Source organism: Pseudomonas sp. GOM7 (assembly GCF_026723825.1).
In the GTDB taxonomy this organism is placed as follows: Bacteria; Pseudomonadota; Gammaproteobacteria; order Pseudomonadales; family Pseudomonadaceae; genus Aquipseudomonas.
This window is the reverse complement of sequence record NZ_CP113519.1, coordinates 3,411,770-3,428,010: the sequence shown is the minus strand read 5'-3', so window position 1 is coordinate 3,428,010 and position 16,241 is coordinate 3,411,770. Positions and strand designations below refer to the sequence as shown.

The window sequence follows — 16,241 nt, the reverse complement described above, 5'->3', positions numbered from 1 at the left end:
CGATCGCGAATGGGGCGGTTTCCCTTCGTTCACCGCCATCTCAGGGCTTGGCCCACAGACGTCCGTGGTTACAGGGTAAGACATTCATGTCCAAAGCATTCGAGGGAATTCGCGTCGTCGACACGACGCATGTACTGGCTGGCCCCTTCGCCAGTTATCAGATGGCGGTGCTGGGCGCCGAGGTGATCAAGGTCGAGTCGCCTGATGATCCCGACCAGGCACGCATGCAGGGCTCCGATCGTGCCTTGAACGATATGGGTATGGGCACTGCGTTCATGGCCCAGGCCTCGAACAAGAAGGCCCTGGCACTGGACCTCAAGAGCGCCGAGGGCCGCGAGGCGATGAAGCGGCTTATCGCCACCGCCGACGTGTTCGTGGAGAACTACCGCCCCGGTGCCTTCGATGAGCTGGGGCTGGGCTACGAGGAAATGTCGAAACTCAACCCCAGGCTGATCTACTGCTCCATCTCGGCCTTCGGCTCGAACGGCCCGCGCCGTGAGCAGACCGCCTACGACAACGTGATCCAGGCCTTTTCCGGGATGATGGCGATGACCGGCCATGGCGATGGCCGGCCCCTGAAGTCAGGTGCTCCGGTGGTGGACTACGCCACTGGTACTTCGGCGGCCTATGCCATCGCCACCGCGCTGTTCCAGCGCGAACGCAATGGCGGCAAGGGCCAGTTCATCGATGTCTCGATGCTCGACGTCGCGCTGATCCTCAGCAGCTCGCACCTCACCGGGCTGCTCTGGAACGGCAAGCACCCGGAGCAGAAGGGCAATACCTTCCCCTTCGCCACCATCGGCTGCTACCAGGCTAGCGATGTGCCGCTGATGATCGGCGCCTCCAACCTGGTGCAACAACGCCGCTTGTGGACGGCGCTTGGTCGTGAGGACATGATCAAGACCGACAACAACCAGCGTCTCGATGCGCATGCCGAAGAAGCGCAGGTGTTGACGAAAATCATCGGCACCATGTCGGCGGACTACTGGGAGCAGTTTCTGCAAGCCAGGCGCATCCCCGCTGCGCGCATTCGCCGCCTGGAGGAGGCCATTGCCGACGACCAGGTGGCATGCCGGCAGGTGCTGCAGCAGCACGCGAGTTCGGGCAGCGTCGTGGATGGGTTGAGGGTTCCGGTGGCGGCCTTCAACCTGTCGGACAGCCCTCCCGAACTCACCCTGGCGCCGCAACCCATGGGGGCGCAGAGCGCCGAGATCCTCGCCGAGCTGGGCTACGGGGCGCAAGAGATCGAAACGCTGCGCGCGGCCGGTGTCGTCAATTGATCTTCAGGAACCCACGATGAGCAATCCCACCCTGGTGCTGGCCGAGGCTGCGGCCAATTGGCACCACCGCGACCTGGACGACGACCTGCGCTGGGCTACCCGGCGGGTCATCCTCGACTGGTTCGCCACGACCCTGCCGGGCTGTACATTGCCCCCGTCTACCCTGTTGGCCGAGGCCCTGGCTGCCTGCCGTGGCGCGGGCAACGCCATCTGCTACGTGGACGGCCAGCCCACCTCGGCACGGCATGCCGCGTTGCTCAATGCCTGCGCCAGCCATACGGTGGAATTCGACGATATCTTCAAGGACGGTGGCTATCACCCCGGCAGCCCGACCATATCCGCCGCCCTGGCCGTGGCCCAGGATCGGGGCGCCTCGCTGGAGCAACTGCACCGTGCGATCATCGCCGGTTACGAGATGGGCTGCCGGGTTTCCCTGGCCATTCAGCCCAGCCATTATCGTTACTGGCATACCACTTCCACGGTGGGCACCATCGGCGCCGCGGTGGCGACCGCGATGCTGCTCGGCGCGGATGCCGAGCGAATCGCCCATGCCATCGCGCTCTCGAGCAGTTTCGCCGGGGGCCACCAGCAGAACCTGCAGGGCGACGGCATGGCCAAGGCCTTGCATCCTGGCCATGCCGCCGATGCCGGCATCCTCGCGGGCATGGCCGCGGCCCATGGCGTGACGGCGTCCCTCGACAGCCTGCATGGCGACAACGGCTTCGCCGCTGCCACCAGCGCTTCCAGCGGTGACTGGGCCGCGGCGCTCGAAGGCCTGGGGGCGTGGACGCCCATCATGCACATGACGGTGAAGAATCATGGTTGTTGCGGGCATATTTTCCCGGCACTCGATGGCTTGAGGCTATTGCAGGAACGAGAGGGCTTCGCCGCCGAGGCCATCGAATCGATCCATGTGGCGGGCTACGGCGCGACCTACCAGATGTGCAACCGGGCCAATCCCGGATCGGCCCAGGAGGCGCGCTTCAGTCTGCAATACTGCGTCGCTGCGCAGATGGTGCTCGGCGCTGTGCGCCTGGCGGCATTCGCCCCCGAGGCGCTGGCGCACTCGGCGATTCGCGCCTTGATGGCCAGGGTGAGCGTTAGCGAGGATCAGGAACTGGCGGCGGCTTATCCGAAAAAGCGCATGGCCAGGCTGCTCGTGAGGCTGAAAGATGGGCGTCAGCTCGAGCATTTCCAGCAAACCCGCAAGGGTGACCCGGAGGATCCGCTATCGGATGCGGAGCTGGTGGCCAAGTTCGATGAGCTGGCCGGTAGCGTTCTCTCTTCGGCGCAACTGAACGCGCTACGCCAGACGGTACTCCACGGGAACGAACTGCCAGGCATGCTCAGGCTGAGTGTCTGACGGCCGAATATCCATGAAGCCCATTCCGAGAGGGCTCAAGGAAATGCCTTGGCCAGGAAGTCGGCTATTTCCGCGCGGGCGCCCGCGAGGTCGTGCCGTGCCGCTCGCTGCAACGCGTTGGCCTGGGCTCGCTCCTGAGCGATGACATGGTTCCAGAATTGCGCCTCCGGGCCCGGTGGCGTAACGGCCTGCAACTCGGTGAGATAGCGCTGCGTTGCCTGCGCCAGTTTGTCGAGGAAGGTCGCGGGGAAGAGCCGGGCGAACATGATCGATGCCCTGGCCTTGAGCGAGAGCATCCAGCCGCCCGGTTCCAGCCCGTACTGTTCGGCCTGCCGGGCATAAAGCGGCCACTGCCTGGCTTCCAATTGACTGTACGCCTGCCAGAAATCGCCCTGGGGCGTCCCTTGGTGAGCATCGGCCAGAGCCGTGACCACTCGCCCTGCCAGGACTCTGTTGTTCAGTTCCTTGAGCAGCGCTTCACGGTAGAGGGCGTCGTCATCACCTGCGAAGGCGTTGAAGGACTGGCTGAGAAACAGCAGCGTGGCGCTGATTAGATTTTTCATCATGAGGCCGCTCAGAAAAAGCGGCTCTATTGGAGAGCCGCAAGCAGGGTGAGGGTTGGCATCAACCGATGCCCAGGCACATGTACTTCTGCTCGATGTAGTCGTCGATGCCGTAGTGCGAGCCTTCGCGGCCGAGGCCGGATTGCTTGATGCCGCCGAAGGGCGCGACTTCGGTGGAAATCAGCCCTTCGTTGACGCCGACCATGCCGTATTCCAGCGCCTCGCTGACGCGCCAGACACGGCCCAGGTCGCGGGTGTAGAGGTAGGAGGCGAGGCCGAACTCGGTGTCGTTGGCCATGGCGATGGCTTCGGCCTCGCTGTCGAAGCGGAAGATCGGCGCCAGCGGGCCGAAGGTTTCGTCACGCGCCACCAGCATCTCTGGGGTGACATCGCCGAGCACGGTCGGCTCGAAGAAGCTACCGCCCAGGGCATGGGGTTTGCCACCGGCCAGCACCTTGGCACCCTTGCTCAGGGCGTCGGCGATATGTTCCTCGACCTTGGCCACGGCCTGGGCGTTGATCAGCGGGCCTTGCTGGGCGCCGTCCTCGTCGGCCGGCGCGACCTTCAGCGCATTGACGGCCGCGACCAGGCGTTTGCTGAATTCGTCGTACACGCCGTTCTGCACCAGCAGGCGGTTGGTGCACACGCAGGTCTGCCCGCTGTTGCGGAACTTGGAACCCAGCGCGCCCTGCACGGCGGCATCCAGGTCGGCGTCATCGAAGACGATGAAGGGGGCGTTACCGCCCAGCTCCAGGGACACCTTCTTGATGGTTTCCGCGCACTGCGCCATCAGCAGCTTGCCGATGCCGGTGGAGCCGGTGAAGGACAGCTTCTGCACGTCCGGGTTGCCGGTCAGCTCGCCGCCGATGGCGCGTGAGTTCTTGCCCGTCACGATGTTCAGCACGCCAGCCGGAATACCGGCGCGCTCGCCGAGCACCGCCAGGGCCAGGGCCGACAGCGGCGTTTCCGAGGCGGGCTTGAGCACCACGGTGCAGCCGGCGGCCAGGGCCGGGCCGACCTTGCGGGTGATCATGGCGTTGGGGAAGTTCCACGGGGTGATGGCTGCGACCACACCGATGGCCTGCTTGATCACCACCAGGCGACGGCCCTGCTTGTCATGCGGGATGACGTCGCCGTAGATGCGCTTGGCTTCCTCGGCGAACCATTCGATGAAGCTGGCGCCGTAGGCGATCTCGCCACGGCTTTCGACCAGCGGTTTGCCTTGTTCCCAACTGAGCAGGCGGGCCAGGTCTTCCTGGTTTTCCATGATCAGGTTGAACCAGGTGCGCAGGATGGCGCTGCGCTCCTTGGCGGTCTTCTCGCGCCAGGCGGGCAGGGCGGCCTTGGCGGCGGCGATGGCGCGGGCGGTTTCCGCCTGGCCGAGGGAAGCCACTTCGGCGATCAGCTCGCCATTGGCCGGGTTGGTCACGGCGAAGCGCGACGCGTCGTCGGCCTCAACCCACTGACCGTCGATGAAAGCCTGTTCGCGCAGCAGATTCAGATCGGAGAGTTTCATGTCGTTCTCTTGCTCAGGTCAGTACACGCCGCCGCCACTGGTGGGGGCCGGCGCGTTCTTGAAGGCCGCTGCCAGGGTTTGCAGGCCGCGCATCAGCACGGTGGTGTCGACGCCGACGGCGACGAACCTGGCACCCAGTTCCAGGTAGCGCCGTGCCAGGCTCTGGTCGGCGCTGAGGATGCCGGCGGCCTTGCCGGCCTTGCCGATCCGCACGATGGCGTCTTCGATGGCGGCCTGCACGTCCGGATGGCCCGGGTTGCCGCGATGGCCCATGGCGGCGCTGAGGTCGGCCGGGCCGATGAACACGCCGTCGACGCCTTCGACCGCGACGATTTCATCCAGCTTGGCCAGGCCTTCGAGATTCTCGATCTGCACCAGCAGGCACATCTGCGCGTCGGCCTTGTCCAGATAGCCGGGGATGCTGTTCCAGCGCGAGGCACGTGCCAGGGCGCTGCCGACGCCACGTATGCCGTGCGGCGGGTAGTGCATGGCGCGCACCAGTTCACGGGCCTGCTCGGCGCTTTCCACCATGGGCACCAGCAGGGTCTGCGCGCCGATATCCAATAGTTGCTTGATCAGCGCGGTGTCGCCGATTACCGGGCGAATCACCGGTTGGCTCGGGTAAGGTGCGACAGCCTGCAACTGGCCGAGCAGGCCGCGCAGATCGTTGGGCGCGTGCTCGCCGTCGATCAGCAGCCAGTCGAAACCGGCATTGGCCGCCAGCTCGGCGCAGTACGGGTCGGCCAGACCGAGCCACAGGCCGATCTGCGCTGGGCCGGACTGCAGGCGCTGCTTGAAGAGGTTGATGGGCATGTCCATGGGGGCTCCTTCGCAGAGCTGCAAGCCGCAAGCTGCAAGCGGCAAGCAAGCGCCGCTTTTCTTGTGGCTTGAAGCTTGCCGCTTGCGGCTTAGATAAACCGGCAGGCGATGCTGCCGAGCATGTCGTAGTCGACGTGGAAGGTATCGCCGGGGCTGGCCGCCACCGGGCGGGTGAAGGAGCCGCCGAGGATGATCTGCCCGGGCTGCAGGGTGACGTCGTAGGGCGCCAGTTTGTTGGCCAGCCAGGCCACGCCCTTGGCGGGGTGGTTGAGCACGGCGGCGGAGACGCCGGATTCCTCGATCACACCATTGCGGTAGAGCACCGCCGGCACCTTGCGCAGGTCGATGTCGCTGGGGCGCACGGCGCGGCCGCCCATCACCACGCCCGCGTTGGCGGCGTTGTCGGAGATGGTGTCGAACACCTTGCGGGTGACCTTGGTTTCCGGGTCGACCTGCTGGATGCGCGCGTCGATGATTTCCAGCGCCGGGATCACCCATTCGGTGGCCTCGAGCACGTCGAAGATCGTCACGTTCGGGCCTTTCAGCGGCTTGCCGAGGATGAACGCCAGCTCCACTTCCACACGCGGCACGATGAAGCGCTCGAAGGGGATGTCACTGCCTTCCTCGAACAGCATGTCGTCGAGCAGGGCACCGTAGTCCGGCTCGGTGATGTTGGACGACACCTGCATGGCGCGCGAGGTCAGGCCGATCTTGTGGCCGACCAGCTTGCGCCCGTCCTTGATCTTCTGCTCGACCCAGGCGCGCTGGATGGCGTAGGCGTCTTCGATGGTGATGCTGGGGTAATCCAGGGAGAACTGGCGAATCTGCTGGCGCGAACGCTCGGCGGTGTCCAGGCGCGCGGCGGCCTGCTGAATGATGCTGGCATCGAGCATGGTCAATGAACCTCAGGAAGTCTTGTTGAACAGCGGGTGCAGGCTGCTGTGCTTGGCGTCGAAGACCTGGCCGGGGCTTTCGTCGATCTGCAGGGTGACGCCGGTGGGGCGTTTGACCAGCAAGGCGTCGAGGTGCGCGCGCAGCACGTGCATCAGGTTGTCGCCGACCTGCTGGTGCACTGCCTGGCTGCGCCCGGCGCCCATGCGCAGGTTGGCGTAGAGAAAGCCGTAATCCCCCTTGCCATCGGCCACCGCCGAGTGCGCGGCGGGATAGGCCAGCACGCGCGTGCCGCCGGTGGGGAACACCGCCTTGCCGGCCTCGTCGCGTTGTTCGAGCATGCAGTCGGCCAGGGCGCGACACAGTGCCCCGACGTCCACGTCACGTTCGACGTCAGGGGTATAGAGCAGTACCAGGTGGGGCATGACGAACTCCTACAGGCGGCTGGTGGACTGCACGCCAGCCGGGTTGGAGGCCTGGGCGGCGGGAATGGCGGAGCCGTCCTGTGGTGTGACCGGGAAGATGGCGTTGATCTGGCCGGTGCCGGAGGAGCCGAAGTAGGGGGTCACCACCTCGGCCTTGGCGTCGTATTTCGACCAGCCCAGCGCGCCGAGGAGCATGGCGGTGTCATGCATGAAGCCTTCGCCGTGGCCCTTGACGGCGTACTCCGGGAGCATGTCGCAGAAGGCCTCCCACTCGCCGTCCTGCCACATCTGCACCACGCGGTGGTCGAGGGTTTCCAGGAACGGGCTCCAGACCTTGGTGGCGAAATCCGGTGCCTGGCCGTTCTGGGCGAAGCGGTGTGACAGCGAGCCGCTGGCGAAGAACGCCACGGTACCGTCGTAGTGCTCTTCCACGGCCTTGCGCATGGCCCAGCCGAGGCGCGCGCTGTCGGCCAGGTAGTGCGAGGTGCACAGGGCCGAGACCGAGACCACCTTGAAGTGCTGATCCTGGTTCATGTAGCGCATGGGCACCAGGGTGCCGTACTCCGGGCCGAGGGTGGTGGCGTCGTGGGCCATGGTCTCGACGCCCATGCGGTTGCACTCGGCGGCGAGGATCTTGCCCAGCGCCGGGTTGCCGGGGAACTCGTACTCCATGTTGCTGATGAAGTGCGGCAGCTCGTTGCTGGTGTACAGCCCCTTGAAGTGCGGGCCGCAGAGTACGTGGTAGTTGGCGTTGACCAGCCAGTGGGTGTCGAACACGACGATGGTGTCGACGCCCAGTTCGCGGCAGCGCTTGCTGATTTCGATATGGCCGTCGATGGCCGCCTGGCGAAAGCCCTGGCGCGGGCCGGGCAGTTCCGACAGGTACATCGAGGGTACGTGGGTGATCTTGGCGGCGAGAGCGAGCTTACCCATGGTGATCTCCGGATTGTTCTTGTTGACGATGGGCTGCAAGGCGAAAGCAATGCTCCGGCTTGCAGCCTGCCGCTTGAAGCTTGTAGCTGCTTTATATGCCCCAGCGTGGGATGTGGTGGCTGCCCATGGAGATGCACACGTTCTTGATCTCGGCAAACACCTCGAAGCTGTACTCGCCGCCTTCGCGACCAGTGCCCGAGCCCTTCACGCCGCCGAATGGCTGGCGCAGGTCACGCACGTTCTGGCTGTTGATGAACACCATGCCGGCTTCGATGCCACGGGCCAGGCGGTGTGCCTTGCCGATGTCCTGCGTCCAGATGTAGGAGGCCAGGCCGTATTCGGTGTCGTTGGCCAGACGCAGCGCTTCGGCTTCGTCCTTGAACTTGATCAGGCACACCACCGGGCCGAAGATCTCTTCCTGGGCGATACGCATGCGGTTGTCGACGTTGGCGAACACGGTGGGCTGGATGAACTGCCCCTTGGCCAGGTGCGCCGGCAGATTGGCCGGGCGCTCCAGGCCGCCAGCGAGCAGCTCGGCACCTTCTTCGATACCGATCCTGATGTAGCCGGTGACCTTGTTGTAATGCGCCTGGGTGATCATCGAGCCGACCTGGGTCTTCGGGTCGGTCGGGTCGCCAACGATCAGGCGTTTGGCACGGGCGGCGAACTCGGCGACGAACTGGTCGTAGACGGTTTCCTGGATGAAGATACGGCTGCCTGCGGTGCAGCGCTCACCATTGAGCGAGAAGATGGTGAACAGCGCAGCATCGAGGGCGCGATCGAGGTCGGCATCGTCGAAGATCAGCACCGGGCTCTTGCCGCCGAGCTCCATCGAATACTTCTTCAGGCCGGCGGTCTGCATGATCTTCTTGCCGGTGGCAGTGCCGCCGGTGAAGGAGATCGCGCGCACGTCCGGGTGACGCACCAGGGCGTCGCCAGCTGTGGCGCCGTAACCCTGCACCACGTTGAGCACGCCCGGCGGAATGCCGGCTTCCAGGGCCAGGCGGCCCAGCTCGTTGGCGGTCAAGGGCGATAGCTCGCTCATCTTCAGCACCGCGGTGTTGCCCAGCGCCAGGCAGGGCGCGGTCTTCCAGGTGGCGGTCATGAACGGCACGTTCCACGGCGACACCAGGCCACACACACCGACCGGCTGATACAGGGTGTAGTTGAGCATCTGGTCGTCGACCGGGTAGCTGTGGCCATCCATGCGCGTGCAGACTTCGGCAAAGAAATCGAAGTTGTGCGAGGCGCGCGGGATCAGCACGTTCTTGGTCTGGTGGATCGGCAAGCCGGTGTCGAGGGTTTCCAGCTCGGCCAGATTCGGCACGTTCTGGTCGATCAGCTCACCCAGCTTGCGCATCAGCTTGGCGCGCTCCTTGGCCGGGGTATTGGCCCACTTCGGGAAGGCTTCCTTGGCGGCGGCCACGGCGCGGTTGATTTCCTCGGCGCCGCCGCTGGCGACTTCACCGATGGCTTCGCCGGTGGCCGGGTTGTAGTTGGTGAAAGTCTCGTTGCTCTCGACTTCCTGGCCATTGATCCAGTGCTTGATCATGTGTTCTGCCTCGTGTTGGTCACTTGCCGTGGGCGGCGAAGAATTCGGATTCGCTGACGATGCGGTTGACCAGACGGCCAACGCCTTCCACTTCCACCACTACTTCATCGCCCGGCACCACGTCGGCCAGGCCTTCCGGCGTGCCGGTGGCGATCATGTCGCCCGGCTGTAGGGTCATGAAGCTGGAGAAGTATTCGATGAGGTAGGGGATGTCGAAGATCATGTCCGCCGTCGTGCCTTCCTGTTTCAACTCGCCGTTGATCCAGGTGCGCAGCTTGAGCTTGGACGGGTCCGCCACGTCGGCGGCATCGACCATCCACGGGCCGACCGGGGTGGTGCAGTCGCGATTCTTCACCCGCAGGTTGGGGCGGTAGTAGTTTTCCAGGTAGTCGCGGATGGCGTAGTCGTTGCAAACGGTGTAGCCGGCCAGATATTCGAGGGCGTCATCGCGCTTGACGTTCTTCGCCGGCTTGCCGATCACCGCCACCAGTTCGCACTCGTAGTGCATGTACTTGACGTTGTCCGGGCGCCAGGTCACCTGGTTGTGGCCGGTGTAGGTGCCGGGCGACTTGATGAAGGCCAGCGGCTCGGTCGGCGCCTTGAAGGCCAGTTCGGCGGCGTGGTCGGCGTAGTTCAGGCCGAGGGCGAACATGCTGCCTTCGGCAGGCGGCAGCCACTCGACCTCGGTTTCGGCGAGCAGGCGACCATCGGCCAGGCGCACCGCGTTGTCCGCCTCGACGGTGACGGTGTGAACCTGGTTCTCGTAGCGAATACGGGCGTGTTTCATCTTGCTCTCCTTACTGCGCCACGATGTGGTTGGTCAGGCGGCCCAGGCCGCTGATTTCCACGCTCACTTCATCGCCTGGCTGTACGTCGACGCGACCTTCCGGGGTGCCGGTGATCAGCACGTCGCCTGCATGCAGGGTCATGAACTCGCTGAGTTCGGCGATCAGGCGCGGCACGCTGCGCACGAAGTTGGCGGTGGTGTTTTCCTGGCGCACTTCGCCGTTGACCAGCAGCTTGAGGGTCAGCGCGTGTGGGTCGGCCAGCTCGATCACTTCGCTGCTGAGCGCGCAGAAACCATCGCGGCACTTGGCCTTGACGGCGGGGCGGTAGTAGCTCTCTTCCGGCAGGCTGAATTCATTGACGATCACGTAGCCAGCGACATGGCTCAGGGCATCCTGCTCGGTCACGCGGCTGGCGCTCTTGCCGATCACCACGCCCAGAGCCGGACCCGGTTGCAGGCGCTCGCCGGCTGGCATCACCACCGGCTGGCCGTCGCCATTGCGGGTATTGGGCGTCTTGATGAACAGCACCGGCTTGAGCGGTGGCTGCTGGTAAGGCGGTTCGTTGAACTCGGCCAGGCGGCTGCGCAGCAGGCCTTGATAGTTCAGCGCAACGCCGAAAAGCGTTCCGGTGGCGGCCTGTTCGGTGGGGCGGCTCATTTCTTGTTCTCCTGCTCGGGGCGTTTGGCATCGCCGGTTCGGCATCTGCTTTCGTTAATATATTAATTTTAAAGTTAATATGTAAACGAAATTCTGGCCCGCTTCGAGTCTGATCGTGTCGTGTTGATATTGATGGCGCCGGATGCAGGCTTTAATGGCTGTTTCGGCGAATCAATTGCACTTTTGCCGGTGTGCAAGACGACGGCGTTGCCTTGGGCATGCCGCCGCCGCTCGTTGTCATCAATAGGTGATGCACACCGATTTGATTTCGGTGAAGCCCTCGATGGCGCTGCGGCCGAACTCACGGCCCATGCCCGACTGCTTGTAGCCGCCGAAGGGCAGGTTGGGGTCGACCGGGACATGGTTGTTGACCCAGACGGTGCCGGCCTCGATCTGCGGGATCAGCTCCATCACCCGGCCCAGGTCATTGCTCCAGAGGCTGGCGGTCAGGCCGTAGCGGCTGTCGTTGACCATCTGCAGCCCTTGTTCGAGGTTGTCGTAGGGCACCACGGACAGCACCGGGCCGAAGATCTCTTCCTGCACGCAGGTCATGCGCTGCTGCATGTCGGCCAGTACGGTCGGGGCGACGAAGTAGCCGGGCAGATCCACGGGCTGGCCGCCAGCGGCGAAGCGCGCGCCTTCGCGGCGGGCGATCTCCAGGTAATTGAGCACGCTGCTTTGCTGTTTCTTCGACACCAGCGGGCCGACCTGGGCGGTGGCGTCCATGCCGGCACCGATGCTCAGTGCGCCGACCTGGGCGCTGAGCGCCTCGACGAAGCGCTCGTACTGACGCGCCTGAACATAGATGCGCGAAGCGGCTGCGCATACCTGGCCCTGATTGAGCAGCCCGCCGCCGATCGCGCCGGCCACGGCCTTGTCGAGGTCGGCGTCCTCCAGCAGCAGCATGGGGTTCTTGCCGCCCAGTTCGAGGATGAAGCGCGTCATGTTCTGCAGCGCGGCGATGCCCACCTGCTTGCCGACCGCCGTGGAGCCGGTGAAGGACACCTTGTTCACCAGCGGATGCGCCACCAGCGCCGGGCCGACCTCGGCGCCACGGCCGATCAGCACGTTGAACACACCGGCCGGGATGCCGGCCTCGACCGCCAGTTCGGCCAGGCGCAGGGCGGTCAGCGGGGTTTCGTCGGCTGGCTTGATGATCACGGTGCAGCCGCAGGCCAGCGCCGGGATGACCTTCCACAGGGCAATCATCATCGGGAAGTTCCACGGCACGATACCCGCCACCACGCCCGCCGGCTCGCGCCGGGTGTAGGCATTGAAGCGCGCGTGTTCCGGCATGGGGATGGACACGTCGAGCGTCTGGCCTTCGATCTTGGTGGCCCAGCCGGCCATGTAGCGCATGTAGTTGAGCGAGGCGCCGACTTCGATGGCGCGCGACAGGTGGATCGACTTGCCCTGGTTGAGGGTTTCCAGTTGGGCCAGCTCTTCGCCATGGGCTTCGACCAGATCGGCGAAGCGCAGCAGGATGCGTTCACGCGCGGCAGGCGCCAGCTTGCTCCAGCAGCCCGAGGTAAAGGCGCGATGGGCCGAGGCGACGACGGCGTCCACCTCTTCCAGATCGGCGAGTTGCACCCGGGTCAGCACGCCAGCGGTTGCCGGGTCGAGAATGTCCATGCTCCGCTCATGTTGAGTGCGGCACTGGCCACCATCGAGGAAGGAGCGATGGCGCTTGTCCAGAAATCCTTCGACGGCGGGGAGGGTAGATACGAGAGAGGTGGCCATGGGCGCGGAGCTCCTGCTGCGAATGAGTTGCCGGCATCGCGCGGTTGCACGAGTCAGTTGGGGCTCAGCATAAGAGCGGGCAGGCCGGCGAGCTTGACCGAGGCTGCCGCAGGCCATGTATGAGCATGCCAGTCACGCAGGCAGTGATTGACGGTAGGGCGCCATCTGCTTTATTTCGTTAAGCTATTTACTAATTTCGTTCTGTGAACCTTGCCATGCCAACACCTCGACCCTCCCTGACCCTTACCCTGCTGCAGGCCCGTGAGGCGGCCATGAGTTTCTTCCGCCCGTTGCTCAACGAGCATGGCCTGACCGAACAGCAATGGCGGGTCATCCGCATCCTGCGTCAACAGGGGGAAATGGAGAGTTTTCGCCTGGCCGAGCTGGCCTGCATCCTCAAGCCGAGCATGACCGGCGTGCTCAGCCGCCTGGAGCGCGACGGCATCGTCGTGCGGCGCAAGTCCACCACCGACCAGCGCCGCGTACACATCAACCTCACCGAGAAGGGCCACGCCTGCTTCCTCTCCATGAGTGACGGCATGGAGCGCAACTACCAGCGCATTCAGCAACAGTTCGGCGAAGAGAAGCTGCAGCAACTGCTTGGCCTGCTCAACGAACTCAAGCAGATCAAGCCCTGAGCCTGCTAGGGGCGCTAATGCACGATCCGCAACCCATCCCCAACATCAACATCGGCCAGGTCTACGATCAGCGCTATGCCGATGCGGACGTGCATTACGAAGCGCTCGGCAAGCTGGCCGACTTCTTTGGCCGCAACATGCCGGTGCATCGGCATGACCGCTTCTTTCAGGTGCACTACGTCAAGAGCGGTGTGGTGCGGGTGTACCTGGACGACCAGCGCTACCAGCAACAGGGGCCGATGTTCTTCCTCACCCCGCCGACTTTCCCCCATGCCTTCGTCACCGACGCCGACAGCGACGGCCATGTGCTCACCGTGCGCCAGGAACTGGTCTGGCCGCTGCTGGAGAGCCGCCAGGGCTTGGCCCAGGGGCCGCAGATCGCGCCCCTGTGCGTGGCGGTAGGCGAGCTGGACGGGCAATACGACGGCGAGGTGGCGCGGTTGAACCTGCTGTTCGACGAGCTGCGCAGTGAGTTCGCCGACGCCCGCCCTGGCCGCGAACTCAGCCTGGCAGCGCTGACCCGGCTGATCTTCGTCAGCCTGCTGCGCCTGTCGGCCCGCAGCATCCAGGCACAGCCGGCGCGCGGCGAGGATCTGCACATCTTCCAGCGCTTCAACGCCCTGATCGAAACCCACTATCAGGAACACTGGTCGCTGAGCCGCTACGCCACGCAACTGGGCGTCACCGAAGCGCGCCTCAACGACATCTGCCGGCGCATCGCCGACCTGCCGTCCAAACGCCTGGTATTCGACCGCTTGATGCAGGAAGCCAAGCGCCTGCTGCTGTTCACCGGCAGCTCGGTCAACGAAATCTGCTACCAGCTTGGCTTCAAGGACCCGGCTTATTTCAGCCGGTTCTTCACCCGCAATGCAGGCGTGACGCCGGGGGAGTATCGGGTGGCGAAGGGAGTGGTGGAGTAGGGGCTTTGTGCGCCCTGCGTGGTGATGAAGGGCGCTTTCGGCCAGGAGCGGTCAGCCGAGGCTATAAATAAATCCGTATCCTTATTCTGGTTGTATCAGTGCTTTGAGTCTTTCGATCACCTTCAAGGTCATGGTTGGGTTCATATTATTGGCTTGTTGTTATTGCTCTAAGTTTTTGTGTTATTCAAGGTTTCTGTCCATTCACTGTTGCGCAAAAAAGAAGATGTCCTAAGAATGGCTGGTTGAATTTCTTTGCTGTCGCCCTTTATGATTTTATGAAGCTCAGCGATGAATGCACGATAAGCAGTCTTTCCGTGGCATTGGGAGATTTCTAAGGGGTGTCTTCCATCTGGCGGCAGAAAAGATTTTTCTTTTGGCGGTGTGTTGGGTATTCCGGAAATACGCCTTTCGGTTAGCTTGCTTTTCATTCGAGTACAGTCGTAAAGGTTTCTTTTTATCACGTCTCTGGCGGAGCGTATTTTTCCTGTCAGGTCGTCACGCTTGATTGCTAGGGCATTGGATAATGCTTCTCTGATCTGTTCTCTGGTTGCAATATCTTTTAAAGAGAATTGAAGGTGGCGCGGGTTTAGAAAAGAATGTTCGATATCGTTGAGTGGTGTAAATATCTCGGAAACTTTGTCGCATCCCTCAAGCTTTAGGCGTGCTTTGGTTAGCTCAAGCTCGAAAGATATTTCTTCGTCCGTTCTAAAGTCTCTATCTCTATGTATTACTATTTTGGCGTCTGGCCTTAGTTCGCTCAGAAGAGTAGCTAGTTGTCGTGCGCCGGAAAGATTTCCACAGCCGTGGTATGACAAGCAAGCAAATTTTCCTTTGTAGTTTGCTCTGGTAAATGCCTTGATGAAATCGGTATCTTTGTCCTCTGTTAGGAGGATAAGCTTGTTCTTGCTGTCAAATGCTTCAGCGCCAAGGTTAAGTGCACCTAGCTCCATAAGTAGAGGAATAGCCGGTCTCTGGCCTGGAGGCACTGCAACTTGCTCACCTGAGTCTAGCCATATCATTTGAACATTCTCATCATCCATCATGAGCTGCATTAATTGCGGGGAGTGAGTCGCCAAAACAACGCGGGTATTCGTACTGGTAGTGAGAGTTTTCAGTGCCTGATGTAACCTGGCCTGGCTATCTGCATGCAAATGTGTATCTGGCTCATCTAGCATCAAAAGAGGAGGGGCATAAAAGCATGCGTAGGCAAGAATCTGAATAATCTGCAACATTCCGGTTGAGGCGGAGTCTAGTGTGAAAAATTGCTCCTTATACTCCACGCTTACGTCAATGTAGCGATCTTTCTTACTGTTGTGGTTTATATATACGCGTGCGCCAGGATAGCAGGCATCGAGAAAAGTGCAAAATGAGCGCCAGGGCGAGTGTTCTGGCAAGCCATCTATTTGTAGGTATCCATTGCACCAGTCGGAAACATTTTCCGGGGCCATTTCTTTATGTAGTAAGTGGTCTAATAATGTGCGCAGGTATAAGTTTGCATCACCATGCATCGCAGCAGCGTCAAGAGCGCCTCTGGTTCTCCACTCTTCTCTTAATGGTATTCCTGAAAGTCCAGGATTCAAAATGGAAAATGGCTGGTCTTGATCTCCGAGAATGGGCATCAGCTCTATGTCGCCAGAGTAGTTTAGAGCTAAGTTTGCGTTTTTACCTCTGGTGACTACAACTGATAATGCCAGGGTTTGATTGTTGTCTGGGTGGGTTAATGTACATTCATACCCGAGGGTAAAGCCTCTTGTTTGGCTTGCAGGCTCACCGTTGCGAAGGTTGAGAAGTTTTTCGGTGGGGCGGTATAGTACTTCGTCTGGTGCGAGTGTTTTAAGTTTTTTAATAGTGCGCCCGGTGCTCTCGATAAAGGCTGCTTGTATTAGTGATGTGCATAGTTGTGCGGCTTGGAGGATGCTGCTTTTCCCGCTAGTGTTTCCTCCAACAATTGCTGTGATTGGTTTTAGTTCAATTGTCTCTTTTTTAATTTTTTTGAAGCTTTCAATGAATATCTTTTCGACGCGAACTTCTTGCACTATTTTTTCCTTTTCTGAAAGCAGTCTGTCATTTATAAGCTGGGACTCAGGAGGCCTGTCTGTATTAACTTGGTTTCTCAGTCTAAGATGGCATGCTGATGTCCGGTCAGGGTAGTCTTA

15 protein-coding genes are annotated in these 16,241 nt (G+C 62.1%); 4 read left to right on the top strand and 11 right to left on the bottom strand.

The genetic code is table 11. The features are described from left to right. Positions 1-86 precede the first annotated feature (86 nt). Both OU800_RS15100 and OU800_RS15095 read left to right on the top strand, forming a co-directional pair. Positions 87-1,280, top strand: coding sequence for a CaiB/BaiF CoA transferase family protein (locus tag OU800_RS15100; protein WP_268178121.1), 1,194 nt, complete (start codon positions 87-89; stop codon positions 1,278-1,280). A 16-nt stretch (positions 1,281-1,296) separates the two neighbouring features. Then, on the top strand, positions 1,297-2,643 hold the full coding sequence (locus OU800_RS15095) for an MmgE/PrpD family protein (protein ID WP_268178120.1): 1,347 nt from the start codon (positions 1,297-1,299) through the stop codon (positions 2,641-2,643). A 35-nt stretch (positions 2,644-2,678) separates the two neighbouring features. Here OU800_RS15095 and OU800_RS15090 read toward each other — a convergent pair whose 3' ends face one another. The 10 genes from OU800_RS15090 to OU800_RS15045 all read right to left on the bottom strand — a co-directional run bounded on the left by OU800_RS15090 (position 2,679) and on the right by OU800_RS15045 (position 12,527). Next, positions 2,679-3,209 carry a hypothetical protein gene (locus OU800_RS15090; protein WP_268178119.1) on the bottom strand — a complete coding sequence of 177 codons (531 nt, stop codon included), beginning with the start codon at positions 3,207-3,209 and terminating at the stop codon, positions 2,679-2,681. 58 nt (positions 3,210-3,267) lie between these two features. Continuing rightward, positions 3,268-4,722, bottom strand: coding sequence for an NAD-dependent succinate-semialdehyde dehydrogenase (locus tag OU800_RS15085; protein ID WP_268178118.1), 1,455 nt, complete (start codon positions 4,720-4,722; stop codon positions 3,268-3,270). An 18-nt stretch (positions 4,723-4,740) separates the two neighbouring features. Beyond that, entirely contained in the window at positions 4,741-5,541 is an 801-nt protein-coding gene (hpaI, locus tag OU800_RS15080) for a 4-hydroxy-2-oxoheptanedioate aldolase (protein ID WP_268178116.1), read from the bottom strand. Between the two features lie 89 nt (positions 5,542-5,630). Then, positions 5,631-6,434 carry a 2-oxo-hept-4-ene-1,7-dioate hydratase gene (gene hpaH, locus OU800_RS15075; protein WP_268178114.1) on the bottom strand — a complete coding sequence of 268 codons (804 nt, stop codon included), beginning with the start codon at positions 6,432-6,434 and terminating at the stop codon, positions 5,631-5,633. 12 nt (positions 6,435-6,446) lie between these two features. Beyond that, a complete protein-coding gene (locus tag OU800_RS15070; protein ID WP_268178112.1) occupies positions 6,447-6,857 on the bottom strand; it encodes a 5-carboxymethyl-2-hydroxymuconate isomerase in 411 nt (136 codons plus the stop codon). Positions 6,858-6,866: 9 nt separating this feature from the next. After that, positions 6,867-7,790 carry a 3,4-dihydroxyphenylacetate 2,3-dioxygenase gene (gene hpaD / locus OU800_RS15065; protein ID WP_268178110.1) on the bottom strand — a complete coding sequence of 308 codons (924 nt, stop codon included), beginning with the start codon at positions 7,788-7,790 and terminating at the stop codon, positions 6,867-6,869. Positions 7,791-7,881: 91 nt separating this feature from the next. Then, positions 7,882-9,342 (bottom strand): 5-carboxymethyl-2-hydroxymuconate semialdehyde dehydrogenase, encoded by a 1,461-nt coding sequence (hpaE, locus tag OU800_RS15060; RefSeq protein ID WP_268178109.1) that lies wholly within the window; start codon positions 9,340-9,342, stop codon positions 7,882-7,884. 19 nt (positions 9,343-9,361) lie between these two features. Next, entirely contained in the window at positions 9,362-10,129 is a 768-nt protein-coding gene (locus OU800_RS15055; protein WP_268178108.1) for a fumarylacetoacetate hydrolase family protein, read from the bottom strand. A gap of 10 nt (positions 10,130-10,139) precedes the next feature. Beyond that, positions 10,140-10,787 carry a fumarylacetoacetate hydrolase family protein gene (locus OU800_RS15050; protein ID WP_268178107.1) on the bottom strand — a complete coding sequence of 216 codons (648 nt, stop codon included), beginning with the start codon at positions 10,785-10,787 and terminating at the stop codon, positions 10,140-10,142. A gap of 240 nt (positions 10,788-11,027) precedes the next feature. Further along, positions 11,028-12,527 (bottom strand): aldehyde dehydrogenase family protein, encoded by a 1,500-nt coding sequence (locus tag OU800_RS15045; RefSeq protein WP_268178106.1) that lies wholly within the window; start codon positions 12,525-12,527, stop codon positions 11,028-11,030. Between the two features lie 215 nt (positions 12,528-12,742). Between OU800_RS15045 and hpaR the strand changes: the two genes are divergently transcribed. Both hpaR and hpaA read left to right on the top strand, forming a co-directional pair. After that, positions 12,743-13,165, top strand: a complete 423-nt coding sequence (gene hpaR, locus OU800_RS15040) for a homoprotocatechuate degradation operon regulator HpaR (protein WP_268178105.1) — start codon at positions 12,743-12,745, stop codon at positions 13,163-13,165. Positions 13,166-13,182: 17 nt separating this feature from the next. Then, complete coding sequence (hpaA, locus tag OU800_RS15035) at positions 13,183-14,085, top strand: 4-hydroxyphenylacetate catabolism regulatory protein HpaA (RefSeq protein WP_268178104.1); 903 nt, start codon at positions 13,183-13,185, stop codon at positions 14,083-14,085. 167 nt (positions 14,086-14,252) lie between these two features. Here the strand turns inward: hpaA and OU800_RS15030 are convergent, their stop codons facing one another. Next, the gene (locus OU800_RS15030; RefSeq protein ID WP_268178102.1) at positions 14,253-16,121 is read right to left on the bottom strand and encodes an AAA family ATPase; all 1,869 of its coding nucleotides are present in this window, start codon (positions 16,119-16,121) and stop codon (positions 14,253-14,255) included. Positions 16,122-16,241 lie beyond the last annotated feature (120 nt).

What these genes read in the sequence shown, in the direction of transcription:
- OU800_RS15090 (WP_268178119.1), bottom strand. Translation starts at nt 3,209, where the DNA reads ATGATGAAAAATCTAATCAGCGCCACGCTGCTGTTTCTCAGCCAGTCC.
- OU800_RS15100 (WP_268178121.1), top strand. Translation starts at nt 87, where the DNA reads ATGTCCAAAGCATTCGAGGGAATTCGCGTCGTCGACACGACGCATGTA.
- OU800_RS15050 (WP_268178107.1), bottom strand. Translation starts at nt 10,787, where the DNA reads ATGAGCCGCCCCACCGAACAGGCCGCCACCGGAACGCTTTTCGGCGTT.
- hpaA (WP_268178104.1), top strand. Translation starts at nt 13,183, where the DNA reads ATGCACGATCCGCAACCCATCCCCAACATCAACATCGGCCAGGTCTAC.
- OU800_RS15055 (WP_268178108.1), bottom strand. Translation starts at nt 10,129, where the DNA reads ATGAAACACGCCCGTATTCGCTACGAGAACCAGGTTCACACCGTCACC.
- hpaD (WP_268178110.1), bottom strand. Translation starts at nt 7,790, where the DNA reads ATGGGTAAGCTCGCTCTCGCCGCCAAGATCACCCACGTACCCTCGATG.
- OU800_RS15085 (WP_268178118.1), bottom strand. Translation starts at nt 4,722, where the DNA reads ATGAAACTCTCCGATCTGAATCTGCTGCGCGAACAGGCTTTCATCGAC.
- OU800_RS15070 (WP_268178112.1), bottom strand. Translation starts at nt 6,857, where the DNA reads ATGCCCCACCTGGTACTGCTCTATACCCCTGACGTCGAACGTGACGTG.
- hpaH (WP_268178114.1), bottom strand. Translation starts at nt 6,434, where the DNA reads ATGCTCGATGCCAGCATCATTCAGCAGGCCGCCGCGCGCCTGGACACC.
- hpaI (WP_268178116.1), bottom strand. Translation starts at nt 5,541, where the DNA reads ATGGACATGCCCATCAACCTCTTCAAGCAGCGCCTGCAGTCCGGCCCA.
- hpaE (WP_268178109.1), bottom strand. Translation starts at nt 9,342, where the DNA reads ATGATCAAGCACTGGATCAATGGCCAGGAAGTCGAGAGCAACGAGACT.
- OU800_RS15095 (WP_268178120.1), top strand. Translation starts at nt 1,297, where the DNA reads ATGAGCAATCCCACCCTGGTGCTGGCCGAGGCTGCGGCCAATTGGCAC.
- OU800_RS15045 (WP_268178106.1), bottom strand. Translation starts at nt 12,527, where the DNA reads ATGGCCACCTCTCTCGTATCTACCCTCCCCGCCGTCGAAGGATTTCTG.
- hpaR (WP_268178105.1), top strand. Translation starts at nt 12,743, where the DNA reads ATGCCAACACCTCGACCCTCCCTGACCCTTACCCTGCTGCAGGCCCGT.